Raw genomic sequence first — 24,853 nt, forward strand, 5'->3', positions numbered from 1 at the left:
CGGGTCGTATGTTGTTCGGGTTTGAACGAGGAGTTACCGAGTGAAGCCGAACCGGTCCCAGACATAGAGATGGCTGAGCGAGTGGGCTTGGCCGGAGCTATCGTTATGACGCCGAAGATACTTGAGACCTTGTCGGAGCGAGGCCTTGTCGGGCGTCCTGATGGCTGTTGGATGGGAAGTACATCACGGACATGTGCCTGACGCTCTGTTTCCCTGCCTGCGGAACGCCGCAATCGACCGAATGCGGGTCCCTGCTGCGGCCCTCGCTGCGCGGATTAGGGCGTGGTCAGGTTGATGGGTAGCGGGCAAGTTTCATCAGCTCAAAGACGCCTCGCAGCCGGTCCTCCGTCGGTTCATCGTCCCGAAGCCAGCGAACGGGTATGCCGAGGAAGTTTGCCCACTCGACCCCCTTCTTGAAGCTCCGCCAGCTATCCATCTTCGCGGCGAGTTCGATGTAGAGGTTGACGAGCGCGTACTGCTTCTCGCCGGCGCTGTATTTCGCCTGCTCGAAGGCCTGTGCCGCGTGTAGAAATGCAGATTGGAAGTCTTCTCGCCGATAGCGGACCACGGCCCTTAGCCACGGGACCATCCAGGGAAGGCACGCGTCGAGCGCGCTGCGCTGCAGGTCTGCTTCGTAGGCATCGATGTCGTCATCGCTGCAGTGTGGTTTGCTCTTGAGTTCAAACCCGTCAAACACCGCCTCGAAAAACTCGAGCGGTGCACGGAACTCGCCGCGCGTCTCCTGGGTGTCGAGGATCCGTCGGACCGTGTATTCGCCATACTTCGTGTTCAGCGACGTTAAGATCTCCTCGGAGAGCGATGTCCGATCGCCGCGCGCGAGCAGCGGCTGCATTTCATACGCACAGGCAAGCAGGCGATCGGCAAACCACTTCCAATAGGGCTCGGAGAGCTCCCACCAGAGCCTGTTGGTGTCGCCCGTGCGACCGGCCAGCGTACTGAGGTTTCCTTGTAGGCCTTCCTGAAGACGGGCGATCTCGGGGGCCAGCCAGGCGTCGTGTTGCTGATACTGCGACACGAGCTGCGAGAGGAATGCTGGGCCGTATGTATCGGAGATCGATCTGCAGATGTCCGTACTCAGGCGTGCAACAAACAGGACATGAAGGACGTTGGCTCGAAGCTTCTCGGGGATCTCGCGCCTGTGCTCCGCATCCGGTACGGACGCGAGACGCTCGAATGATCTTGAGAAATTCCAATGGAGGCTGTTCCAGGAAGGCGTCCGCCTTCCGGTGCGCCAGCTCCCGGCGTTCTCGAGGTTCTGGGTTTGCTCTGGACACTCGGGGCGGGCCGACCGTGTGTTCTTTCCCGGATAGTGGAAATTGGTCTGGTTCGTGTCGCAGACCGCGTAAGCCCAGTGCATCGCCTTCTCCAAGGGCCACGTGATCTTCTCGTCGGTGACGGTCGGCAAGTACCAATCAGCCTCAGGTGGGGTCAACAGATCCTCTGACGCGACGTTGAAGCGCAGTAGGTGTTTGCGCACAGAAAGGACCAAGCGTGGAACCGCATATGCACGGCAGAACCAGCGAACGCTATCGCGTTCGCTTAGGTAGGTACCCTCGGTCCGGATCACTGAACTGTAGACGTCGAAGAGATCCGTCGAGACCTCGCCCAGCCACAGCGCGACCTTCGGGTTGGAGAGGGTCCTAGCGATGATCGAGCCGAGTTCCTCAATAGCCGCACCGCAGTTCTCGCTCAGCTTTCCTTCTTCGTTGGCAAGACGCTCCAAGCTTCTTTGAATGCGTTTCTTGTCTTTGTCGGTTAACCCGTCGGGTTCGCCTCTCTTGCGAGGCAGTACGCCACAGACGTCGAAGGCGTAGCGGATCACGTGACCGAGCGTGGGGAATCTGTGATTTGTCATGGATAAGGTCATGGTTATAGTCGCCTCCCCCAACGTTCGCCAGGGGAGGCTTGGCCCTTACTTTCGATTCGGATTCAGTTGCTGGCCTCGATTACCATTCGCCTTGCCGTTGGCAGGGTTGGTGCCATTCGTCCCATAATTCGGGTTGAGCTGATTACTGCGATGATCACGCTGCTGTTGGGTCATCGGCGGCTTCGGTGCGGTCTTGGACATGGTTTGCTCCTGGGTGAGTGAAAGGAGCTCACAGCCTATTGCTGCACCAGACACAAGTAACCTGGGATTTTGGCGACGAACTTTTCTTGCTTGAGGGCTCGAGTATCCCGACACTCTGTTCGGGGTGTGCTCCGGGTCCTGATCGGCGGGTGCCGCATGATCCTGAATTGGAGAAGTGGCTGGCAGGATCGGGACGACAAAGAGGGCTGGTCGTCATCGACGGGAAAGCGGCATCAACCGAGCGTGTCCAACAAATTTGAACGGGTGCGATCCTCGCTCAGTTGGAGTCCGCCGGGGTAACAACATGAACGTGGCTCGGCCTATTCCTGTTGCTTGACCGGGGGAACGAGCCCGAGCTTCGCTGCCAGTTCGCGAGCGATTGCGAGCGTCACAGTCGTGCCGTGTGGGGTTACATCGACCGACACTTCCGAGATCCGGGTCAGCTCCAGGAGGACGGCGTGGTCTGCTGGCGCGAGGCACTCCTCATACAGATACGCGGACATACCGCTCGCGTCATCGACGCTGTATTTGATGCTTACCTTCGTGCTTATTACTCGATCTGAATCGCCCCGGGTTTCGAGGAGGCCGGTTGGTTTAAGTTAAGACTGCGGTCTCTGTCTTCTCGGCGAGTTGCCGGAAGTAGTTTGCCTCAGCTTCGGCCGGTGGAATATAACCAATCGGCTCGAGCAGTCGGGTGTGGTTGAACCAGTGCACCCACTGCAGGGTGGCCAACTCCACCGATTCCCTGCTCTTCCAGGGCGCGCGGCGGTGAATCAGCTCAGTCTTGTACAAGCCGTTGATGGTCTCGGCCAGTGCGTTGTCGTAGCTGTCGCCACGACTGCCCACCGACGGTTTCACGCCGGCCTCAGCCAGCCGCTCGGAGTAGCGGATGGACAGGTACTGAGCGCCTCGGTCCGAGTGATGAACCAAGCCGTTGGCATCGGGCCGCCGTTCGTACAAAGCCTGCTCCAGCGCGTCGAGGACGAAATCGGTCTGCATGGTGCGACTGACGCGCCAGCCCACGATGCGCCGGGCGAACACGTCGATGACGAAGGCGACATACAACCACCCCTGCCAAGTCGAAACGTAGGTGAAGTCCGACACCCACAGCTCATTGGGGCGGCGGGCCTTGAACACCCGATTGACCCGGTCCAGTGGGCAGGGCGCCGAGGCGTCGGGAAGCGTCGTGCGGACCTTCCTGCCACGACGTACCCCCTCAAGCCCCAAGCGCCTCATCAACCGCTCGACCGTACAGCGGGCCACCCGGATGCCCTCACGGTTCATCTGCAGCCAGACCTTGTCTGCACCATAGACCTGCCAGTTGGCGTGCCACACGCGCTGGACCTCGTTTGCCAGGCTGTCGTCTTGCCGCGCGCGGCGACTGCGGAGCTGCGGGTTGCGTCGGCGTGCCGCATGGCGCCAGTAACAGGACGGGGCCATCTGCAAAACCCGGCAGATGGGCTCGACCCCGAACGTGTGACGGTGTTGGTCGATGAAGTGCTTTAGCTCTTCAAACGGCGGTCGAGCTCCGCCTGGGCGAAAAACGCGCTCGCCGCCTTGAGGATGTCGTTGGCACGGCGCAACTCCTTGTTCTCTCGCTCCAGTTGCTTGAGGCGCTCGCGCTCACTGCTCGTCAGCCCATCGCGCTGGCCACCGTCAATCTCCTCGCGCTTGACCCAGTCATGCAGGGTCTGCGGCACGCAGCCAATCTTGGGGGCGATCGATTCAATCGCCGCCCACAGCGAGGGGTACTCGCCTCGGTGTTCCTGCACCATGCGCACAGCGCGCTCACGCACTTCCGGTGAAAACTTCGATGATTTGTTCATGGCTCCATCTTCTCAAGAGTTGGAGCCTCCTCAAAACCCGGGGCGATTCACCTCAGCGCAACTGCAGGCTTCGTCCTGATCATGGAGGCTGGCCTCGCGTGCTCGATCAGCTCCATCGAGATGGCAGCGCTGCTGTAGGAGTTTTGCCTATCGATCATGACTCCCCCGTCGGATCCGAATAGAGAGGACACGCGTCACGTTGGCGAGGTCATTGCTAGCCTCCAACGCATCCGCTCCATTCTGCGATACGCCAGCCGTCGCCTTCCTAGGTCATGACTTTGGCGTGTTACCATCGCTACTTCAATTGCGGTGCCTCCCTTACGACAGAGCATCGTCCGTCGATACAAGAAGAATGAGACAGGAATGCAGATCAGCGACGTCTTCAGTGCCCATCCGAAAAGTGTCTGGGAATATCTCTGTGAGAATGGTCAAGGCTTGTATGTTCCGGCGTACCAGCGCCAATATTCATGGGATAAGTCGAAAATATCCCGACTCTTCGAGGATGCATGTCACGGCTTCACGATGTTGATCGACCACGAGGACTCGATCACCTTCCTCGGCACCATCATTGCGATCCACGATACGCAATATCTGACCGTAAATCCCTTAGTGAAGGGCGATGTTCCATCACGAGTGATGACGATCATCGACGGACAGCAGCGTCTAACCACTCTCCTTCTTATCAACACGGTGTTGCACGAGGAGATCCGCTACCGCTCCGTGAAACTACAAGATCAGGAACATGAGGATCGGCAGTGGTTGTTAGAAGAGTGCATGAAGGTCGTTGGGCGTCTTGCAAAAACGTTCGAAGAAGACAAAGACTATGGTGACGGAGCGTTTCGCTTTTACCCACGGATGATCCGTGCTTATGATGACTCGTGGTCGCGTAAAAAGGGCAAGGCAAACTACACGTCTCCCATTGGGCACTACCTTCATTCCTACGGCCAACATGGCCGAGAGGAACCCAAGAGGCCGTATAAATTTGAGGCCCCAGAGGGGAGCTCAGATCAGTCCAAGTACAAGCTTCTTTCAGACGGCCGTCGCACAATTCAAAGTCTTATCAAGGACGTCGCAAAGAATAACACTCAGAATCTGGAGCTCCCCAGTTTCGACGTCATGATCGGAGCCCGTCCCTTCCAGGACATCTTGGTGAAGGCGGACTTTCCAGAATCCGTCAAAGCAACGCTCACAAAGGACGAGGCCGAGAATTTCAAGGAACTCTTACGACTCGTCCTGTTTGCCAACTTTGTACTAGACCGTGTCGCGGTCACCATCGTTACCGCAAAGAATGAAGATTACGCCTTCGATATGTTCGAAGCTCTCAACACGACCGGCGAACCCCTTACTGCGTTCGAGACGTTCAAGCCTCGTGTCATTCACTGCGAAGGTCTAGAAGCATACGAAACGTCGAAATCTCACGAATACATGAAGTCCGTCGAGGGCTATCTTGATGGGTTCGGGAAAACAGACGACAAGCAGGACGCGACCAGCAGACTGATTGTCGCTTTTGCCTCGGCCGAACGTGGGGAGAAGCTTTCAAAGCGCCTAAGTGAGCAGCGCCGATTCTTCAAAGAGAACTTCGAGAAGCTCGGTGAAGGGGATCCGAAGAAGGACTTCGTCCGCCATCTGTCTCATGCAGCGATATTCATCCAGCACGCCTGGCCCGACGACAAAGCTGCAAAGCCCAGGCTATTCTCCGTTGAAGAAGCCACTGCCGATGAAGTCGTCCTTTGCCTTGACCTTCTGAGGAGCTTCAAACACACGATCACCCAAGGGGTGTTGATCCGGTTTTACTCGGAGATCCGAAAGGCAGATGCGGAGAATCGGCCCAAGGCGGTCGAATCGTTCATTAAGGCCATAAAGTCTTGCGCTGCCTTCTCGGTTTTGTGGCGCGCTTCCCGCAGAACCACGGACAACATTGACATGCACTACCGCAAACTCATGGAGAGCGGGCATGCAGCGACGGGAATGCCGCCTCTTGCACGGCGGCTCAGCAACGGCGATGAGTCCCCTGCTCCTGACGCAGATCTTCTTCAAAAAGCACTCGCCTCGATACTCTCTATCGAGGGCAAAATTGAATCAAAGGAAGATTGGGTTAAGTCTGCAGCCAAGATACCCGCCTATAGGGTTCAGCGTGAGGTCACCCGGTTCATTCTTCTTGCCGCAGCCCATGACAGCGCAGACGACAAGACGGCACCCGGTTTGACCGTGGCAGGAAAGTCAGGGTTGCTACCTCTGCTCGACTACTCCCACTGGCGTGATGAGGGTTCTCAAACAGTCGAGCACGTCGCCCCACAAAAACGTGCGGAAGGTTGGCTTGATTCACTCTATGATGACGACGAGATCATTGACCGCTTGGGCAATCTAACACTCCTCCCGGGGCCGGAAAATACCTCGCTGAGCAACGCATCGTGGACCCGCAAGAGACTTATCTACAAGGTTCTATCAGCCGCGACGTCTGATGAACTTGACCCACTGCTGCAGCAGGCCAAGGACCAAGGCGTCGATATATCAAAGAGCACAACGGAACTTCTTGAAAATTCGCGACACCTTCCGATGGCGAAGGCGGTTGCCGCCGTCGAAGGGGACTGGACCCTCGATCTTGTTGATAGGCGGTCCGTCCGCATCGCAGAACTGGCCTGGGCACGCATAGCCCCTTGGCTCGGACTTCCCGGCTGACAAGTAAGGCAACATAAAGGGCCCACATGGGCCCTTTATCATTTGTGGCAAACCACGCAGGCTCCGTTGCCCTCTTCGCATCCGTACAAGTCATCAAGGTCCGGCGGGAGTTCTGGCCTTAGCGGGTTCATAGGACGTCTGCGCTGCTCGCGAGCCTTTCGTTCCTCATAGTCGCGCACGATCTGCTCGATCCGTTTAGGGTCTTCCAACGATGCCAAGGGTTCTCCCTTCGTCCAAGTGAACGGGGAGCCGTGTTCCAAGGCATCCTTCTCATAGGCCTTCGCCGCCTCGAACTCATCAGGGTGGCGCTCACGTAACCTGACCCATTCGATCTTCTGCTGGAAGAAGCAGAATGTGCAACCGCTCCTGCTTCTCCACTCGTAGTATTCGGGCCAGCCCACGCCTGAGGCCATTAGGATTTCCGAGACGCCCGACTTGTCCACCCCGCTTTCGCGGAACGGGAGCCTCACCTTGAGGTTGGGATGCTTCGAGGTGTATCCCTCTCGGTAGTCTTCGTCCGCCCTGATGGCCACGTAGGACGTCACAACGTCGCCAGCTGCAAGCATCGGTTTGACCCAGCGCTCGAACGGCAGAAGCTTCAACTGCCGTGTACACCACCGGGTCTGGGGGGACGGCAGGAAATGGTTGTATTCGACGAGCCAGAAGTCGAAACCTCTGTCGGGGTTGAGCCTGACGATGGGCTTTCCGAGGAAACCCTCGAGCTTTCCCAGGAAATCGTAGACTTCGGGAAGCTCCTTGCCGGTGTCGGTGAAGAAGTATTCGATGTTCAGATCGGGACGTGTCTGTCGCATATACACGGCAAGAGCCGCGCTGTCTTTGCCGCCTGAGATTCCGAGAACATGCCGTTCCGCCACAGTTTTAGTCCCCCTCTCCAGCTAGAGCCAGTCCCGCCTTGGCCAAGGCCGCGAGGAGGAGCTCCTGCCTCAGCCCCTTTGATGACAACTCATCCAAAATGGAAGTTGCCAGTTCATCGACCGCAGCCTTGTCACGCTCGGGTACGTCGAACGAACGCATCACCGTCCTCGCCGCACCGCCCGCACCTACGACGACTGCGAATGCCTCCCGGGTGGGCTCGCGCCCCTTCACCGCCGCCAAAGCCTCGACCTGTTTGAACTTGGTGGCCCACGAGGCAACCTCAATCAAAGCTGCATCGATGTCGCTGTCTGACCACATCCTTGGCGGCTTGTTTGCCGCAAGGCTGAGGATCCCCTCCATGCTCGCAACTGAGCCGTCGTATCCGACGAGTCGCGCGGCAAAAGCGTTGAGCCTGAAATCCCCCGAAATACCCTCGACAACCTTGGCTCTATGGCGGAGCCCTTCGACGTCCCCAGGAACTGCGTCGAGTTCTGAGAGCATGCGTGACTCCATAGAGTCGATCATCCGGTGGTAGGCCCCGGCGAGCTCCAGCAACGGTGGTTCGAGCGAAGACAGATAAGCCGCGACAGACGAGGCCCCCAGTGTCGCGGGAAGATCGACGAACAGAACGCGGTGTGGGTCGTTTGCTCTGAGTAGTATGTCTCTGACGGAAATAGCCTCATGGGAGAGAGTTCTGGTGCGTCGAGCCCATTCGGGAAGCCCAAAGACCAAGCCCACGAGTCCGCGAGCCGCATCGAGCGGATTGGAGGACGGGCTTGCACGCCCCGTTCGCTGCAAGATACCGGCGATCCCGGCCAGGATTTCGGTCTTCTCGTTATCAACGGAGACCCGCCGCAGGGAGAACCGACCTTCATCCTGAAGGCACTCATCCATATCGGCGTCCGTCACCTTCGGCAAGAACATTCCGTCCTTGTAGACGGCGACGGTTTCCTTTCTCGACAGAACATAGGCTGCGAGCAGTATCGGGAAGCATCCTTTTCGAACCCCGAACGGCTCGGAACGCCAGCGGGCATAAATATCCCGGACCTCGACCCTCTCCTCTCCGTTACCGAACAGGTCATCAGTGGCCTTCCACAAAGGAAGGAAGTTCTCGTGATCGGCCGTCTCGGGGGAGACGAACCGCCAGTTGCCTTGCTTATCCTTCCTGTGCAAGCCCGTCATTCGCAATATCGTCTCGTGCAGCCCTCGCTCGGCAGGCCAACCTTCGAGCCCGAGGTTCTCCTCGAACTCCGCGTCCAGCATCCGGTGCAGTAGATCCTTCCGAGCTTTCACCGCGTTCGGCGACAGGGCGTCACGATTCACCAGTTCGCTGAATATGCGAGGTGCGGCATAGAAAACGGCGTCCGCGCGGTCTGAGGCCAAGGGGGAGAGTCTCGTGCCCCTCAGCCATTCGCCGTCGACCAACCACGATGCGCCATCGATTGCCCCACGCATCTCGTCCTCAAGAGCCGAGCGAACCGACGCGATGCGCGCAGCAATCTCACGTCGCGCCACCGAATCACCGACAAGCTGATGGTCAACGTCGGATATGTACTGAAGGGCGGCGAGCTCCGCACCCAGTTCAACGATTCTGCCGTGATTGGGCGCGACTCCTAGCACGGTTGTGGCCCCGGAATCGTCGGACAATCTTCTGATCCGCCGTTTCGCTCTTTCCGGCGATTCGTCCCTTCCCGGCAGATACAGCAGAAATTTGCCGAACCCACCCGAGGGAGAATCCCCACCTACCTCGCGTTCCAGCGATTCCGAATCGGCGATGGCCACGTCCATCCAACGCAGCGTTCCTGTGTCGTGATAATGACTTTTGGCTACTACCGGATGGAGTCCTGCCATTTCCGTGAGCTGTGCAAGGCCGATGCCCACGCCTTCCGAACGTGCTTTAGATACGGCCGCATCGATATCGAAATCGCTGCCCTCGAACACGCCCCATGAACCCGTGTGCTTCCTGAAAATAGCCGTCCGCCAAGAGGCCAGATCAGACAGGGCTCGCTCGATCTCAGCGGCCTCGACGTCAGGGTACAAGGCTCCAATGACCTCAGGATCGCCCGCAAGTCCAGAGCCATTCCTGAAAAGGTCAATGATGGCAATATTCTTTATCAGGCCGCTCCGCAGCGCGTCGCCCCTCGCTTCGACGCGCTCTACCGCGTCAACTGCCTGTGCCCAGCGATGGCCGTCCGATGAGGCCAGGATGGCGGGCTCGAGGTTCGCCCTCAGGAAGTCCCAATAATCACTGGGGCGATACCACACCGGCCCCGTCGAATCGGCAGTCTCGAGAAACGTAGTGAACCCGTAGGGCTCCAAGGACGAAAGGAATCCGAAGGTGCTTCGCTCGTTCTGTCCAAACTGACGCTTTGAGATGGGGCCGAGAAGCGCCGCCATCGCGGGGTGAAGCGGCCAACAAGCATCCAGGCTTGTCCCAAAGGACTTGCCCACCCCGGGCCTTCGTCGCCGAATTGATTCTGCAACGATCTCCGAGGCCTTCCCAGTCCACTTGTGGGCAAGCTTGGTTTGGACCGCCTTTGCGACGAGTTCGACGACCTCGTCGCTCGACGCAACCAACGGGATATCTACGAACCTTCCCTGAACCTTTGCCCAGTCGTCCTTGGTCTCGGAGCCTAGGCGAGACGCATATTGTCTGAACGCCTGATGGAGGATGCCCACCACGACGAATGGGGCCTCGCAACGCGCCGCGCTCTCGGCAAGATCTTGGAAGAAATGGATGTCGTCACCGCCCAAGGCAGATGCCTCGAGGAACTTGCCCATTTCGTCGATAATCAACAGCAGGCCATCTGCAAGACCGGATTCCGCGAACCCTGAAAGCGCAGAGATCAATTCCTGTCCGTCCACCTTCCTCGGATCGACGATCTCTGACCTTACCGCTTCATTCAGGGCTTTGGCGATCTCTGCGACCACGCTAGAACGCCTGCCGGAGACCGCGACAACCTTCCAACCCTTCGAAACCGGGAAGGCCTTGTCGAATGCGGGAAGCACAGACGGGGCGAGGCGGTTTCGCGCCTTGGTCCTTAAGGAGTCATCCCCTAGCAGGGCCGACGCGAAGGTGACCGCAAGCGACGATTTACCCCCGCCGAATGGGCCCGTCCAAGTAAATGCCCTTTGGGAGCTCCCCGACACCTGTCGCGCCATATTCTCAATGACCGACTTCGCAGTGCCATGGCAGACGTAACCGTCCAAGGCGTCTTGTCGGCCAAGGTCTGTCTGTAGACGAATGGAACGCCGATAATGTTGCGCGATGCTGATATGCCGAAAGAGCTTCTCTTGCCCGCTCATTTGTAGGCCTCTTTCAACAGGCGCTCGATGAGACGCTTGCCCGCTTTGGCGTCCACCTCGCGTCGCATGACTTGCCTGATGCCAGAGGAGTCCGTCCAAAACAGCACTCCGTTTGTTCTGGCCTCAAGGCCCATCAGCCGTTCCGCTAAAGAGTTCTCGTCCATCTTAAACACCCTCCCAGGCGAACCAGGCCCGTGAGCGAGCCCCTCAAAGGCCAGCGAACTCTCCCCTGTTGAACCCAAGCCCCAATACTCTAAGACGGCTAAGTCGAAAATGCCGTTGGGTAGCGACGCCTTTGGGCCACGCCTGAACGAAAAAACACCTCGTCCTTCGTCAAGGATCAATCCGAGTTCGGCAAGCATCGGCTCGGCCAAATTCTCCACACCCGCATCGGCTTTTGGGCAATATCCTCGCAGGCATGTCTCGATGTCTCTGCGCAGCGTCGCCTCGGATGCCTTAACGCCTTTGCGGGCGGCGTATGCTGAAAGCTGTTGTTGGACCTCTTCCCTAGTGAAGGTTGGAGACAACACATTGTTGAAAATCCACCACCACGTCGTGGAGCGATGTCTGCCTGCGGGAGCACCTGCCAAGCGCCAATGCGCGAGCCAAGGCGTAGCGGGGTGCTCACAGAATGGATCCAAGGCCCCGTCGCGGTCCGCGAGTATTTGCGCCCACAAGTCGTTGATGCGATACGAGGACTTGTCGTCGCCGTCATCCTCGAAAACACCGCAGGCTAATGCCCAATGCTTGATCGAGGCCACCATATTCTTGCCCACACCAAAGAGCGCAATGGCGCTCTCATGCGTGAAGGTGAGTTTGGGGACGCGTGTACCCTCCCTCGCCTCGAACGCCTTCTTAAGCCACATTTGCCGAAGGGGAAACGTCTCGTGTCCCGAGAAGTGGGGTGTGTAGTCTTGCTCTTCTAGCATGTTTTGCATGATCGGAATGTTACTGGAGGGCCTCCCCAGGTGCAACGAAACGGGGACTGGAGACTAGCGCCAGTTGTTGTCAGACGTTTCGGCTCCCAACGGCAGATTGGCACGAAGAGCTGAAAAAATATACACCTTTAGGCTCTAGAGCTCGTCGGATACTTCATGCCTGACCAACTGTGGCGCTGACTCTGCTCAAGATGGAGCTGACGACACGCCACGCCAACCACAAAACCGCGAGCAAAGTGTGCAAGGGCCTTGCGGAATACCTTCGTTCCTGAACATGACGGTCAGGAACGTGTCGGAACGCCTTTCGTAGGGTGGTTATTAACCACACAAGTAAGGAGAGGCAGTTTGGGCCGATCTGAGTCCCGCGCTACCTTCTGGTGCGAGGGGCCAACCGCGTGCATCTTTGGCTGTAGCGCTCACGTGAGATGCAAAAAGGGCGGGGAACCCATCGGATTCGCCCGCCCTTTCTGGCTGTCTGCCAATAATTGGCTAGCCATCTGCCAGTTTATGGTCGCTTCTACAGGGCATCATACGTCAATGTTCTGCGCATACAGCGCATTGCTCTCGATGAACGCCCTGCGCGGCTCGACGTTATCCCCCATCAGCGTGGTGAAGATCTCGTCGGCGGCGATTGCGTCGTCGATCTGCACGCGCAGCAGGCGGCGCACGGCCGGGTCCATGGTGGTTTCCCACAACTGCTCGGGGTTCATCTCGCCGAGGCCCTTGTAGCGCTGCTTGCTGAGGCCGCGTTCGACTTCGGCGAGCAGCCAGGTGATGGCGTCGGCAAAACGGGTGACGGACTGGCGCTTTTCTCCGCGACGGATCTCGGCGCCCGGACCGATGAGACCGCTGATGGCTTCTGCGGCGTTGCGGATGCTGCGGTAGTCGCCGGACACGAGGAAGTCTTGTTCGACCCAGCCGAACTTGCGGTTGCCGTGGTGCAGGCGCTCGATGGTGAGGCGCCAGCCTTCGGATTCGTCGTGGTACTCGGCGTAGATCTGCAGGCCTTCGGGCAGGTGCGGCTGGATGCGCTCGGCGGAGGCGCGGGCGGCCGCTTCGTCGTCAAGGCTGACCTGGAGGTCGTGGGCCAGCATGACCTGCAGCACTTCGGGGTCGATGTAGCTGGCCAGGCGCCTGACGACGGCTTCGGCCAGCAGGTAGCTGCGGGCGAGGCCGCCGAGCGCCTCGTCGGTGATTGGGGCGGCGCCTTCGCGCGGCGTCAGGCTGGCGCCGTCGAGCGCGAGCTTGAGCAGGTGGCCGTTGAGCTCGTGGTCGTCCTTGATGTAGATCTCGGTCTTGCCGTGCTTGATCTTGTACAGCGGGGGCTGCGCGATGTAGATGTGGCCACGTTCGACCAGTTCGGGCATCTGGCGGTAGAAGAAGGTAAGCAGCAGGGTGCGGATGTGCGCACCGTCGACGTCGGCGTCGGTCATCAGGATGATGCGGTGGTAGCGCAGCTTCTCGGGCTTGTAGTCGTCCTTGCCGATGCTGGTGCCCAGCGCGGTGATCAGGGTGGCGATCTCCTGGCTCTGCAGCAGCTTGTCGAAGCGCGCCTTCTCGACGTTGAGGATCTTGCCCTTCAGGGGCAGGATCGCCTGGAACTTGCGATCGCGACCCTGCTTGGCCGAGCCGCCTGCGGAGTCGCCCTCGACCAGGTAGAGCTCGCACAGCGCGGGGTCCTTTTCCTGGCAGTCGGCGAGCTTGCCGGGCAGGCCGACACCATCGAGCACGCCCTTGCGGCGCGTCATCTCGCGCGCCTTGCGCGCGGCGTCGCGGGCGCGGGCGGCCTCGACGATCTTGTTGCAGATGGTCTTGGCGTCGATCGGGTTCTCGAGCAGGAAGTCGCCGAGCTTGTTGGCGACGACTTCTTCCACCGCCGGGCGGGCTTCCGACGAGACCAGCTTCATCTTGGTCTGGCTGGCGAACTTGGGGTCGGGCATCTTGACCGACAGCACGCAGGCGAGGCCTTCGCGCATGTCGTCACCGGTGATGTCGACCTTGGCCTTCTTGGCGATCTCGTTTTCTTCGATGTACTTGTTGATGACGCGCGTCATCGCCGCACGCAGGCCGGTGAGGTGGGTGCCGCCGTCGGCCTGCGGGATGTTGTTGGTGTAACACAGCACCTGTTCCTGGTAGCTGTCGTTCCACTGCATCGCGACTTCGACCGTCAGCTCCGCGTCGTGCCCCTGCCCGGTGGGAATACGGGTACTGCCCTGGGCGTAGAACACGTTGGGGTGAAGCACCGTCTTGGCGCGGTTGATGTACTCGACGAAGCCCTTCACGCCGCCGGCGAAGGCGAAGTCCTCTTCCTTGCCGGTGCGCTGGTCAACCAGGCGGATCTTGACGCCATTGTTGAGGAAGGAGAGTTCGCGCAGGCGCTTGGCGAGGATGTCGTAGTGGTACTCGACCGTGCCGAAGATTTCCTCGTCGGCGAGGTAATGGACCTTGGTGCCACGCTTGGTGGTCTCGCCGATGACGCGCGGCGGGCTCACCTCGACGCCGTCGACGACCTCGATGACGCGGTTCTGCGGCTTGCCGCGCTCGAACTCGAGCAGGTGGCGCTTGCCGTCGCGGGCGACGGTGACGTGCATCCACTTCGACAGCGCATTGACGCAGGACACGCCCACACCGTGCAGGCCGCCGGACACCTTGTAGCTGTTCTGGTTGAACTTGCCGCCGGCGTGCAGCACGCACATGACGATCTCGGCCGCCGAGCGCTTGGGCTCGTGCTTGTCGTCCATCTTCACGCCGACCGGAATGCCGCGGCCGTTGTCGGTGACCGAGATCGAGTTGTCGGCGTGGATGGTGATGACGATGTCGTCGCAGTGGCCGGCCAGGGCCTCGTCGATCGAGTTGTCGACGACCTCGAACACCATATGGTGCAGGCCGGTGCCGTCGGAGGTGTCGCCGATGTACATGCCGGGGCGCTTGCGCACGGCCTCCAGCCCTTCGAGTTGCTGGATGCTGGATTCGTCGTAATCGTTGCCACCTTGCGGGGCCGGCGTGTTTTGCGGTTCGGACATGGTCATCTCGGTGATTCGTAAAGAACGGGGTGTTGCGGCGGGGCTTCGACTCAGATCCGCATCGGCATCACGACGTACTTGAACTTGTCGTTGCCCGGCAGCGTGATCAGCGCGCTGGAGTTGCCGTCGTTGAAGCGCCAGTCGACCGTCTCCGAGGAGAGGTTGTTGAGCACGTCGAGCAGGTAGGTGACGTTGAAGCCGATGTCGAGCTTGTCGCCCTGGTAGTCGATCTCGAGCTCGTCCTGCGCTTCCTCCTGCTCGGCGTTGGTCGACACGATCTTGAGCACGCCGTCCTCGAGCACCATGCGCACGCCGCGGAACTTCTCGTTGGTCAGGATCGCGGCGCGCTGCAGCGCGGCCAGCAGCGGCTGGCGGGCGAAGTTGACCAGCTTGGGATGGGCCTGCGGGATCACGCGCTCGTAGTCGGGGAACTTGCCGTCGATGAGCTTGGTGACGAGCTCGATCGGACCGAAGCGGAACACCGCCTGGTTGCCGGCGAGAACGATCTCCAGCGGGTCGTCGTTGTCGGCGAGCTGGCGGGCGAGTTCGAGCACGGTCTTGCGCGGCAGGATGGCTTCGGTGCGTGGCGTCACCGGGGCTTCGAGGTCGGACGCGGCGTAAGCCAGGCGGTGGCCGTCGGTGGCGACCATGCGCAGCTCGCTGCCGTCGGCGATGATCAGCAGGCCGTTGAGGTAGTAGCGGATGTCCTGCTGCGCCATCGAGTACGACACCTGGGCGAGCTGACGCTTGAAGGTGCGCTGGCTGACCGTGATGCGCGCGGCGGCCTCGTCGGGCGGCGACAGGCGCGGGTAGTCGGCGGCGGGCAGGGTCTGCAGCTGGAAGCGGCTGCGGCCGGCCTTGACGGTGAGGCGCTTGTCGTCGAGGGTGAGGCTGATGTCGCCGCTGTCGGGCAGCGCGCGCAGGATGTCCTGCAGCTTGCGCGCGCCGACGGTGATCGACACGTCTTCGCCGCCGATGTGGCCGCCCGTGGTGGTGCGGATCTGGATCTCGATGTCGGTGGCGAGCATCGTGAGCTGGTCGCCGCGCTTCTCGATCAGCACGTTGGACAGGATCGGCAGCGTGTGGCGCTTTTCGACGATGCCGGCAACCGACTGCAGCGGGGCCAGGAGCGCATCGCGGGTGGTGGTGAGCAGGAGCATGGCGTCAGATCAGGCGTTGGGTTGATCGAAGGGTGGGTCTGGCTCAGCCCCGCAGGACCTGGGTGAGCACGTGGACGTCGTGGTTGAGCTGGTGGTCGCCGAGGCGCAGCTCGGTGATGGTACGGCAGGCGTGCAGGACAGTGGTATGGTCGCGGCCGCCGAAGGCCTCGCCGATGGCCGGCAGCGACATCGGCGTGAGCTCCTTGGCCAGCCACATCGCCACCTGGCGCGGACGTGCGATGACGCGCGTGCGCTTCTTGGAATGCATGTCCGCGACCTTGATCTTGTAGTAGTCGGCCACGGTCTTCTGGATGTGCTCGATCGACAGCTGGCGGTTGTGCGCGTGCAGCAGGTCCTTGAGCGCCTCCTTGGCGACTTCCAGCGAGATCTGGCGGCCGTGGAAGCGGGCGTAGGCGACGACCTTGTTGAGCGCGCCTTCGAGTTCGCGCACGTTCGAGCGCAGGTTCTTGGCGATCAGGAAGGCGACGTCGTCGTCGACGCTGACGCGCAGCGCTTCGGCCTTCTTCTTGAGGATGGCGACGCGCATCTCCAGCTCGGGGGGTTCGATCTGAACCGTCAGACCCCAGTCGAAGCGCGAGATGAGGCGGTCTTCCAGGCCCTGGATGTCCTTGGGGTAGGTGTCGCAGGTGATGACGATCTGCTTGCGCGCCTCGGTGAGCGCGTTGAAGGCATGGAAGAACTCCTCCTGCGTCCGGTTCTTGTTGTTGAAGAACTGGATGTCGTCGATGATCAGCATGTCGAGCGAGCGGTAGTAACGCTTGAACGCGTCGAAGCTCTTCTGCTGATAGGCGCGCACCACGTCGGCGTAGTAGTCCTCGACGTGCACGTAGCGCACCACCGCGCGCGGGTTGTGCCTGAACACCGCATTGCCGATGGCGTGCACCAGGTGGGTCTTGCCCAGGCCGACGCCGCCATAGACGAACAGCGGGTTGTACGAGGTGCCGGGGTTCTGGGCCACCTGCATCGCGGCAGCGCGGGCGAGGTCGTTGGCGCGGCCGGTGACCAGGGTGTCGAAGGTGAAGTCCGGGTTGAGGCGGGTCTTCTCGTAGGCCAGTTCGAGGCCGGACGAGGCCGCGGCGGGCTCGGGCTCGCGGCTGGCGATGACGGCCGGCGCGCGCGGGGCACGCGATGGCGCGGCGGTATCCGCGGCAGCCGGCTGCTCGGCAGCATCGTGCGCACTTGGGGTGGTACGTGCAGGCGCGGTCGTTGCGGTGGCCGTGGCGGGGCGGCTGGTGCGTGCGGTACTGACGGGCGGCAGCTGCAGTTCGATCTGCAGCGGACCACCGGTAAACGTCTCGCTCAGCTCGTGGATGCGGCTGAGGTAGCGCTCGCGGACCCACTGCAGGACGAAGCGATTGGGGGCGATCAGCCGGAACGTGCCGTCTTCGCCGGCTTCGGCCCGCAGGGTCTTGATCCAGGTGTTGTATTGCTGCTGAGGCAGCTCCTGCTCAAGGCGCGACAGGCAGAAAGGCCAGAGTTCTTCGGTCACGGCGGTGTCGGAATAAATGTGCGGCAATATAGTCAAGCGGTGCGCCGGACACGCTGCGGTGTGCGGCGAACCGGCTTGTGGTGTGTGTTGTCTGAGGAGCCTGCATGGGCGGCCTCTCGACGTCGGCTTGGCGACGTCTGCCTTGACGGCGAGGCTCAGGAAGCCGACATTCTAACCCCGCAGGGGGGACTTATCCACAGGGCGTCCCAAAAATTGTTATTGACAAACATGGGATTATCCATTTAACTCTCGCGTTTGACCTAACACTGGCAGCCGATCATGAAACGCACTTATCAGCCCTCCGTTGTCCGTCGCAAGCGCACCCACGGCTTTCTGGTTCGCATGAAGACCCGTGGCGGCCGTGCGGTCATCCGCGCACGTCGTGCCAAGGGCCGTCATCGCCTCGCCGTCTGAGGTGACGCCGCTCACGAGCGCTGACCAGAGTTTCCGCAGCGCTCACAAATTGCACAAAACGGATGAGTATTCATCCGTTTTTGCTTTTCGGCGGGCCCTGCGCGGCCGCTTCTACATGCTCCACTACCGCCCCAACGGTCTCGATTCGGCCCGACTCGGCGCGGTGGTCGCGAAGAAGCTCGCCAAGCGCGCCAACACGCGCAACCTGGTCAAGCGCATCGCGCGCGAATGCTTTCGGCGCAACCGCGAATCGCTGCCCGCGGTCGACATGGTCGTCCGTCTGCATGCGTCGGTCGCCACGGCGACACGTGCCGAGCTGAACCAGGATCTGCTTGCTCTGTTCCAAAGGCTGCCCCGGCAATGAAAACCGTCTTGATCGCCCTGCTGCGTTTTTACCGCTACGCGATCAGTCCCATGCTGGGGCGCAATTGCCGTTTTTACCCGACCTGTTCCGAGTACGCGATCGAAGCGGTGCAGCGCCATGGCGCCTTGCGCGGCGGCTGGCTCGCGGCCAAGCGGGTGGGGCGTTGTCACCCTTTCAATCCGGGCGGGTATGATCCCGTTCCCTGACCTGAGATAGAACGAATCCGATGGATCAACGCCGCCTCATCCTCTTCCTGATTTTCTCCTTCTCGCTGGTGATGCTGTGGGAAGGCTGGATCAAGCACAACAACCCGCAGCCGGCGCCGCAGGCGACCGCAGCGGCTGGCGTCGCCGCGACCGCTAACGCCGATGGTTCGGTGCCGACCCCGTCGGCCAGTCTGGGCGCGGGGCAGAGCGCCGTGCCGGGCGAGCAGGTGGCCACGGCCGCCGCGCCGCGCGTGGTGGTCGAGACCGACCTGCTGCGCGCCGAAGTTTCCGCTCAGGGCGGTGACATCGTTCGCCTGGCGCTCAAGCAGCACAAGGCCAGCGGCGAGACCGAGGCCGACTTCGTGCTGCTCGACGATGGCACCACCCGTCACCAGTACGCGGCCCAGTCGGGCCTGATCGGCGAAGGGCTGCCGACGCACAAGACGGTGTTCGCATTGCCGGGCAGTGCGTTGTCGCTGAAGGATGGTGAGGACAGCGTGGTCCTGCGCCTGCAGGCGCCCGAGCAGAACGGCATGCAGGTCACCAAGGTGATGACGTTCAAGCGCGGCAGCTATCTGATCGACGTCGCGTACGAGATCCGCAACGGCAGTGACCAGCCGATTGCGCCGCACGCCTATTTCCAGCTCACCCGCGACGGCAATCCGGCCGAACAGGTCGAGGCCTTCGGCGTCACGACCTTCACCGGCCCGGCCGTCTTCACCGATGCCGGCAAGTTCCAGAAGGTGCAGTTCAACGACATCACCGATGGCGACGCCAAGTTCGTGAAGACCGCCAGCGACGGCTGGGTGGCGATGGTGCAGCACTACTTCGTCAGTGCATGGCTGCCGGAGCAGGGCGTGCAGCGTGAGTATTTCGCCCGCGCGCTGGGCAACAATCTGTTTTCCGCTGGCCTGATCATGCCGGTTGCAGCGATCGCGCCGGGCACCGAGGCGACCGTCGGTACCCGCCTGTACGCGGGGCCGCAGGAGCAGGACAAGCTCGAAGGCATCGCCCCGGGCCTCGATCTGGTGGTGGACTACGGCTGGCTCACGGTCATCGCCGCGCCGTTGTTCTGGGTGCTGTCCTGGCTTCACAGCCTGACCGGCAACTGGGGCTGGGCGATCATCCTGGTCACCGTGGCGCTCAAGGCGATCTTCTTCCCGCTGTCGGCCGCGAGCTACAAGTCGATGGCCAAGATGCGCGTGCTCGGTCCGCGCCTGCAGCGCATGAAGGAACTGTACGGCAACGACAAGGCCAAGATGCAGCAGGAGATGATGAATCTCTACCGCACCGAGAAGATCAATCCGCTCGGCGGCTGCCTGCCGATCCTGGTGCAGATCCCGGTGTTCATCGCGCTGTACTGGGTGCTGCTGGGCAGCGTCGAGATGCGCCATGCGCCCTGGCTGGGCTGGATCCAGGATCTGTCGGCCAAGGATCCGTACTTCATCCTGCCGGTCATCATGGGCGTGTCGATGCTGATCCAGATGAAGCTGAACCCGACGCCGCCGGATCCGATCCAGGCGAAGGTCATGATGGCGATGCCGATCATCTTCACCTTCATGTTCCTGTGGTTCCCGTCCGGCCTGGTGCTGTACTGGGTGGTCAACAACGTGCTGTCGATCGCCCAGCAGTGGCAGATCACGCGGATGATCGAAAGTGCAAAACCCGGCAGCAAGGCCGCCTGACACGATCGCGGCCATCGCGACGGCACCGGGCCGCGGCGGCATCGGTGTCGTCCGCGTCTCGGGTGCCCGCCTGCGTGACTTCGCGACGGCGCTCTGCGGCCGCGAGCCGCAGCCACGGCGGGCCGTGTTCACCGCCTTCCGCGACGCCGCGGGCGTCGCGATCGACGAAGGTATCCTGCTGTACTTTCCCTCCCCGGCTTCCTTCACGGGCGAGGATGTGCTCGAACTGCAGGGCCATGGCGGCCCGGTGGTCATGCAGATGCTGCTCGAGCGCTGCCTGGAACTGGGCGCCCGCCTGGCCGAGCCGGGCGAGTTCACCCGCCGCGCCTTCCTGAATGGCAAGCTGGACCTGGCTCAGGCCGAGAGCGTGGCCGATCTCATCGAGGCCTCGACCGCGGCAGCGGCGCGTTCAGCGCTCCGCTCCCTGTCGGGCCGATTCTCCGATGAGATCCGGCGCATCGTCGATGCGCTGATCGACCTGCGCATGCTGGTCGAGGCGACGCTGGACTTTCCGGAGGAAGAGATCGAGTTCCTCGAGCGCGCGCGGGCGATGCCGCGGCTCGACGAGATCCGTGAACACCTCGTAGGCGTGCTCGATCGCGCGCGTCAGGGCGCGCTGCTGCGCAGCGGCCTGAACGTGGTGCTCGTCGGCGAACCCAACGTCGGCAAGTCCAGCCTGTTGAATCAGCTCGCCGGCGAAGACCGCGCGATCGTCACCGACATTGCCGGCACGACGCGCGACGCGCTGCGCGAGACGATTCAGATCGAGGGCATCCCGCTGCACATCATCGACACCGCTGGCCTGCGCGAGACCGCCGATACGGTGGAGCGCATCGGCATCGAGCGGACGTGGCGCGAGATCGAGCGTGCCGACGTGATCCTGAGGCTGGTCGATGCAAGCGTGGTGGCCACGGATGCCGCGCTCGAGGCGATTGATGCCCGCCTGCCGCAAGCGGCCGAGCGCATCACCGTCGCCAACAAGATCGACCTGTGCGGCCTCGTGCCGGGCCGTTCCGAGGAGGGCGGACGGGTTCGCCTGCAGGTGTCGGCAAGGAGCGGCGCCGGCATGGACCTGGTGCGCGCCGAATTGCTGCGCATCGCCGGCTGGCACGCGCATGGCGAGGATGTCATCCTCGCCCGCGAGCGGCACCTTCACGCCTTGCGCGTGGCGTTGGCGCACGTGGATGCGGCTGCGACCCAGTCGGCGGCGCTCGAACTCTTTGCCGAGGAGCTGCGGCTGGCGCAGGAGAGCCTGGGCGAGATCACCGGCGAGTTCACGGCGGACGACCTGCTGGGGGTCATCTTCTCGCGGTTCTGCATCGGCAAGTGAGGCGGCACACCCGCGTCCGGTGTCCGACACATGAGACAAAGCCCGCTGCGTGCGGGCTTTGTCTTTGGCGCTTGCTGCGGCCGTCGGGGCTTACGAGAACATGTCCTCGTAGATCAGCCGCGCCCAGTTGAAGTCTTCCGGAATCGTCGCCGGCGAGTGTTCGTTGAAGTCCATCTGGGTCTGCTCGATGATGCCCTGGTCGTTCACCTTGTAGTCGAACTGGACCGAGATGCCTTCCTGCGGGGTGGTGTTCACCATCATGTAGCAGAGGTTGTCCGGCAGGATGTAGCTCGGTTCGCGCCCGGCTTCGCGCTCGGCGATGTAGCGTGCGACGATGCGTGCATGACGGTTGGCGACGTGCCCGGCCTTCGGGTAGAAGGCGAAGTGCGGCGACACGAAACCGACTGCGTCGCCGATGACATAGACATCCTTGTCGTTGCGGTCGTGCAGGAAGAGTGGATCGACGTCGGCCCAGCCGCCGGGACGCCCGGCGCCGGGCTGTGGCACGACACCCGCTTTCCAGGCCAGATCGCCGGCCTGGTGTGGAGCCATCAGGATGGCGTGGTCGAAGCGGAAGTCGCCGGCCTCGGTCCTGATCTCCTTCTTGAACGGGTCGACTTCTTCGATGCGCGCATTCGGCACGTAGGTGATGATGTCCTTGTAGAGCTCTTCGAACGCTGCGTGGAAGCCCGGACCGATGGGACGCACGCCGTCCTTGTGATCGAGGATGATGATGCGCCCCGGGATCTTCTTCTGCCTGAACATCGAGGCGATGAGGCAGGCGCGTTCGTAGGGGCTGGGCGGGCAGCGCTGCGGTGGGGGTGGCAGGGTCATGACCAGGTCGCCGCCCTTGAAGGCGTGCAGTGCGTTCTTCAGATGGAAGTGCTCTGCATTGGGAATGTAGGCGGCGGGAAAGCGAGCACGTGTCGCTTCGGCCATGCGCCGATCGTTGGCGAACCAGGCTTCGTAGTTGTAGCGGATGCCCGGCGCGATAATGAGGTAGTCGTAGGCGATGCTGCCCGCAGCGGTGACGACGGCCTTGCGATCGCGCTCGATCTCCAGGATCTCGGTCTGGATGAAGCGGTAACCGTACTTCTCGGCGACGGCGAGATAATCGTGGGTGAGGAACTGGGTGTCCACGGCATCGACCAGCCACTTGTTGCTCATTGGGCAGGAGAAGAAGACCGGGTTGCGTTCGAGCAGCACCACCTCAAGATGAGGGGCGTACTGGCGGAGATACTTGGCCGCAGTGACGCCACCCCAGCCGCCGCCGCAGATGACGACGCGCGGGCTCTTGCCGCGCGGGGCCAGGGTGTCGGTCGATCGTCCGATCAAGAAGGGCAGGGCGCGCGCGGTGTCGGGCGATGGCGAGGCGCCCATGGCGAGCGTGGGGGCTGCGGCCGCGGCCGCGATACCGCCGGCGGCGGCGAGAAATCGCCGGCGCGGGTGCGAGGTTTGTTGGGTCATGATGGCTCCCGTTTCGTCAGCCGCCCCGGTGCGGGATGCCGCCGGGGCTTAATAGGCAGGCGCGAACGCCTGCAGGCAAGTAGCCGCCGGAGGCGGCGCGTCGGACCGCCGATGTAAGGATCGGCATGGTGGGTCCGGCCCGGGCTGGCATTGCGCCGGCTCAGTGCGGAACGGATGATGCCGTAAGTGAGCGCTCGCGACGAGGCGTGACGTTGAGTAGGCGGGCTGGCAGAATGCCGGGGCGCAACGGGTGGGCTCGCGTTTGCGCAGCGTGCGGGCTCCCGGCGGACGGTGGCTGTAATCTATCTCGATGGAGTCGAAAGTGAGTTGGGAGCCCGAGCGCTACCTGAAGTATGGCAGTCTGCGCTTGCGCCCTGCGCTGGACCTGCTCATGCGGGTCAGGCACGACAGTCCCAGGCGTGTGGTCGACCTGGGGTGTGGTCCGGGGACCGTCACGACCGTGTTGGCCGAGCGATGGCCAGATGCCGAGATCATCGGTGTGGATTCGTCCGCCGAGATGTTGGCGCGTGCGGCTGCGGCGTATCCGCGCCTGATGTGGGTCGATGCGGATATCGCGCACTGGCGGACGGATGTGCCGGCTGATGTGATCTTCTCCAATGCTGCGCTCCATTGGCTGGACGACCACGAGGGCTTGTTTGCGCGCCTCGCGGCAGATCTGGCTCCAGCCGGGGCGCTTGCGGTTCAGATGCCGGCCAACTTCGATGCGCCGTCGCATCGCAGCATTCGCGCACTTGCTGACGGGGCGAAATGGTCGTCGTGCCTTTCCGGCGCGCGTATGGGGTCGGTGATGACTGCGGAGCGCTACTGGACGCTGATGTCGTCACTGTTTCACAGCGTTGAGTTGTGGGAGACGATTTACTGGCAGCGACTGCAGGGCGAGAACGCGGTTCTCGAATGGTTGCAGGGTACGACACTGGTGCCGTATCTCGCGCGCCTGGATGAGGGGCAGCGCGCGGAGTTTCTGGCAGAACTTGGCGTCGAGCTGTTGCGCGCCTATCCGGTTCGAGCGGAGGGCGACGTGCTCTTTCCGTTCAAGCGTCTCTTCATGATCGGCGCGGGGGTGCGCTGATGTTTCACGTGAAACAATTCTGATGGAAGTCGAGTTTCTCTTTCTGGCGCTCGGGGTCGCTGCGCTGTTTGCTGGTTTCGTGGACTCGATCGTCGGTGGCGGCGGCTTGATCCAGTTGCCGGCCCTGTTTACCGCCTATCCGGGCGTCGCGCCGGCTACGCTGTTCGGAACGAACAAGCTTGCCAGCGTCATCGGTACGACCAGCGCCGCGATCCAGTACAGCCGTCGGGTGGCCATCCCCTGGGCTGTCGCTGCCCCGGGGGCAGTCGCGGCCCTTGTCGGTTCGTGGTTTGGGGCGAAGGCCGTTGCCTTTCTCGATCCGGCACTCCTGCGACCGCTCATCCTGATGTTAATGGTTCTGGTCGCCGTCTATACCTTCGTGCGCAAGGATCTCGGTTCGATCTCGACGGAGCCGATCCATGGGGCGCGCTCGGTAACCCTGGCAGTATCGATTGGTGCGGTGGTTGGCTTCTATGATGGCTTCTTTGGGCCAGGTACCGGCAGCTTCCTGATTTTCCTCTTCATCCGTTTCCTTGGCATGGATTTCCTGCGGGCCTCCGTCACCGCCAAGATTCTGAATGTGGCGACGAACGTTGCCGCAATCGCGTACTTTGCCGGGAATGTCGAGTTGATGTGGCAGCTTGCGGCGTTGATGGCGGTGTGCAATCTGACGGGGTCGGTTGTTGGATCGCGGATGGCAATGCGGCATGGAACCGGGTTCGTGCGCAAGATGTTCCTTGCCGTGGTCAGCGTTTTGATTGCAAGACTGGCGTACGACACCTTTCTCCGTTGATCCGGGCGGTGTTTCACGTGAAACATACTGCCAAGTATGTTTGCCTGAATGCTCTCATTCTCGCCGTGGTAACATTCGCCGTCCGATTTGTCGTCCT

19 protein-coding genes and 1 other annotated feature are annotated in these 24,853 nt (G+C 61.7%); of the genes, 8 read left to right on the plus strand and 11 right to left on the minus strand.

Translation table 11 applies throughout. From position 1 onward, the window contains the following. Positions 1–286: 286 nt before the first annotated feature. The 4 genes from C664_RS08320 to C664_RS08330 form a co-directional block, all read right to left on the minus strand. Complete coding sequence (locus tag C664_RS08320; RefSeq protein ID WP_157354065.1) at positions 287–1,843, minus strand: hypothetical protein; 1,557 nt, start codon at positions 1,841–1,843, stop codon at positions 287–289. Positions 1,844–1,933: 90 nt separating this feature from the next. Further along, entirely contained in the window at positions 1,934–2,089 is a 156-nt protein-coding gene (locus tag C664_RS20820; protein WP_088179239.1) for a hypothetical protein, read from the minus strand. Positions 2,090–2,409: 320 nt separating this feature from the next. After that, positions 2,410–2,592: a hypothetical protein gene (locus C664_RS20950; RefSeq protein WP_004257439.1), complete on the minus strand. Its 183-nt coding sequence runs from the start codon at positions 2,590–2,592 to the stop codon at positions 2,410–2,412. Positions 2,593–2,683: 91 nt separating this feature from the next. Further along, positions 2,684–3,915 (minus strand): IS3 family transposase gene (locus tag C664_RS08330; RefSeq protein ID WP_443080617.1). Its coding sequence is split into 2 segments (ribosomal slippage): positions 2,684–3,624 and positions 3,624–3,915, totalling 1,233 coding nucleotides; the frame shifts between segments, so codons are not numbered across the junction. Then, positions 3,521–3,637 (minus strand) — a sequence feature (AL1L pseudoknot). It overlaps the preceding gene by 117 nt. A 363-nt stretch (positions 3,916–4,278) precedes the next feature. Between C664_RS08330 and C664_RS08340 the strand changes: the two genes are divergently transcribed. Beyond that, positions 4,279–6,594 (plus strand): DUF262 domain-containing protein, encoded by a 2,316-nt coding sequence (locus C664_RS08340; RefSeq protein WP_004257451.1) that lies wholly within the window; start codon positions 4,279–4,281, stop codon positions 6,592–6,594. A 38-nt stretch (positions 6,595–6,632) separates the two neighbouring features. Here C664_RS08340 and C664_RS08345 read toward each other — a convergent pair whose 3' ends face one another. The 6 genes from C664_RS08345 to dnaA form a co-directional block, all read right to left on the minus strand. After that, a complete protein-coding gene (locus C664_RS08345) occupies positions 6,633–7,469 on the minus strand; it encodes a phosphoadenosine phosphosulfate reductase family protein (protein WP_004257455.1) in 837 nt (278 codons plus the stop codon). A 4-nt stretch (positions 7,470–7,473) separates the two neighbouring features. Continuing rightward, positions 7,474–10,401, minus strand: a complete 2,928-nt coding sequence (locus tag C664_RS08350; protein WP_198291502.1) for an ATP-binding protein — start codon at positions 10,399–10,401, stop codon at positions 7,474–7,476. A gap of 371 nt (positions 10,402–10,772) precedes the next feature. After that, positions 10,773–11,714 (minus strand): DUF4007 family protein, encoded by a 942-nt coding sequence (locus C664_RS08355; protein ID WP_004257463.1) that lies wholly within the window; start codon positions 11,712–11,714, stop codon positions 10,773–10,775. A gap of 527 nt (positions 11,715–12,241) precedes the next feature. After that, positions 12,242–14,737 (minus strand): DNA topoisomerase (ATP-hydrolyzing) subunit B, encoded by a 2,496-nt coding sequence (gene gyrB / locus C664_RS08360; RefSeq protein WP_004257465.1) that lies wholly within the window; start codon positions 14,735–14,737, stop codon positions 12,242–12,244. A gap of 50 nt (positions 14,738–14,787) precedes the next feature. Next, entirely contained in the window at positions 14,788–15,897 is a 1,110-nt protein-coding gene (gene dnaN / locus C664_RS08365; RefSeq protein ID WP_004257468.1) for a DNA polymerase III subunit beta, read from the minus strand. A gap of 43 nt (positions 15,898–15,940) precedes the next feature. Continuing rightward, a complete protein-coding gene (gene dnaA / locus C664_RS08370; RefSeq protein ID WP_038011343.1) occupies positions 15,941–17,407 on the minus strand; it encodes a chromosomal replication initiator protein DnaA in 1,467 nt (488 codons plus the stop codon). 279 nt (positions 17,408–17,686) lie between these two features. Between dnaA and rpmH the strand changes: the two genes are divergently transcribed. From rpmH to mnmE, 5 genes are read left to right on the plus strand one after another with little or no spacing between them, the layout of a single operon-like run. Next, the gene (rpmH, locus tag C664_RS08375; RefSeq protein ID WP_002926183.1) at positions 17,687–17,821 is read left to right on the plus strand and encodes a 50S ribosomal protein L34; all 135 of its coding nucleotides are present in this window, start codon (positions 17,687–17,689) and stop codon (positions 17,819–17,821) included. A gap of 1 nt (position 17,822) precedes the next feature. Further along, positions 17,823–18,185 (plus strand): ribonuclease P protein component, encoded by a 363-nt coding sequence (gene rnpA, locus C664_RS08380; protein ID WP_083483068.1) that lies wholly within the window; start codon positions 17,823–17,825, stop codon positions 18,183–18,185. Next, on the plus strand, positions 18,182–18,391 hold the full coding sequence (yidD, locus tag C664_RS08385; protein WP_004257477.1) for a membrane protein insertion efficiency factor YidD: 210 nt from the start codon (positions 18,182–18,184) through the stop codon (positions 18,389–18,391). Before rnpA ends, yidD begins: the two co-directional genes overlap by 4 nt. Before the next feature lie 20 nt (positions 18,392–18,411). Next, positions 18,412–20,076 (plus strand): membrane protein insertase YidC, encoded by a 1,665-nt coding sequence (yidC, locus tag C664_RS08390; protein WP_004257480.1) that lies wholly within the window; start codon positions 18,412–18,414, stop codon positions 20,074–20,076. After that, complete coding sequence (gene mnmE, locus C664_RS08395) at positions 20,048–21,406, plus strand: tRNA uridine-5-carboxymethylaminomethyl(34) synthesis GTPase MnmE (protein WP_004257486.1); 1,359 nt, start codon at positions 20,048–20,050, stop codon at positions 21,404–21,406. The genes yidC and mnmE overlap by 29 nt, the downstream gene beginning before the upstream one ends. A gap of 90 nt (positions 21,407–21,496) precedes the next feature. Here the strand turns inward: mnmE and C664_RS08400 are convergent, their stop codons facing one another. Continuing rightward, the gene (locus C664_RS08400) at positions 21,497–22,873 is read right to left on the minus strand and encodes an NAD(P)/FAD-dependent oxidoreductase (RefSeq protein ID WP_004257490.1); all 1,377 of its coding nucleotides are present in this window, start codon (positions 22,871–22,873) and stop codon (positions 21,497–21,499) included. Positions 22,874–23,195: 322 nt separating this feature from the next. Between C664_RS08400 and C664_RS08405 the strand changes: the two genes are divergently transcribed. After that, entirely contained in the window at positions 23,196–23,963 is a 768-nt protein-coding gene (locus tag C664_RS08405; protein ID WP_038011310.1) for a methyltransferase domain-containing protein, read from the plus strand. A 22-nt stretch (positions 23,964–23,985) separates the two neighbouring features. Next, positions 23,986–24,756: a sulfite exporter TauE/SafE family protein gene (locus tag C664_RS08410; protein ID WP_004257495.1), complete on the plus strand. Its 771-nt coding sequence runs from the start codon at positions 23,986–23,988 to the stop codon at positions 24,754–24,756. The last annotated feature ends 97 nt before the right edge of the window (positions 24,757–24,853 follow it).

Source organism: Thauera sp. 63 (assembly GCF_000310165.2).
Lineage (GTDB): Bacteria > Pseudomonadota > Gammaproteobacteria > Burkholderiales > Rhodocyclaceae > Thauera > Thauera humireducens.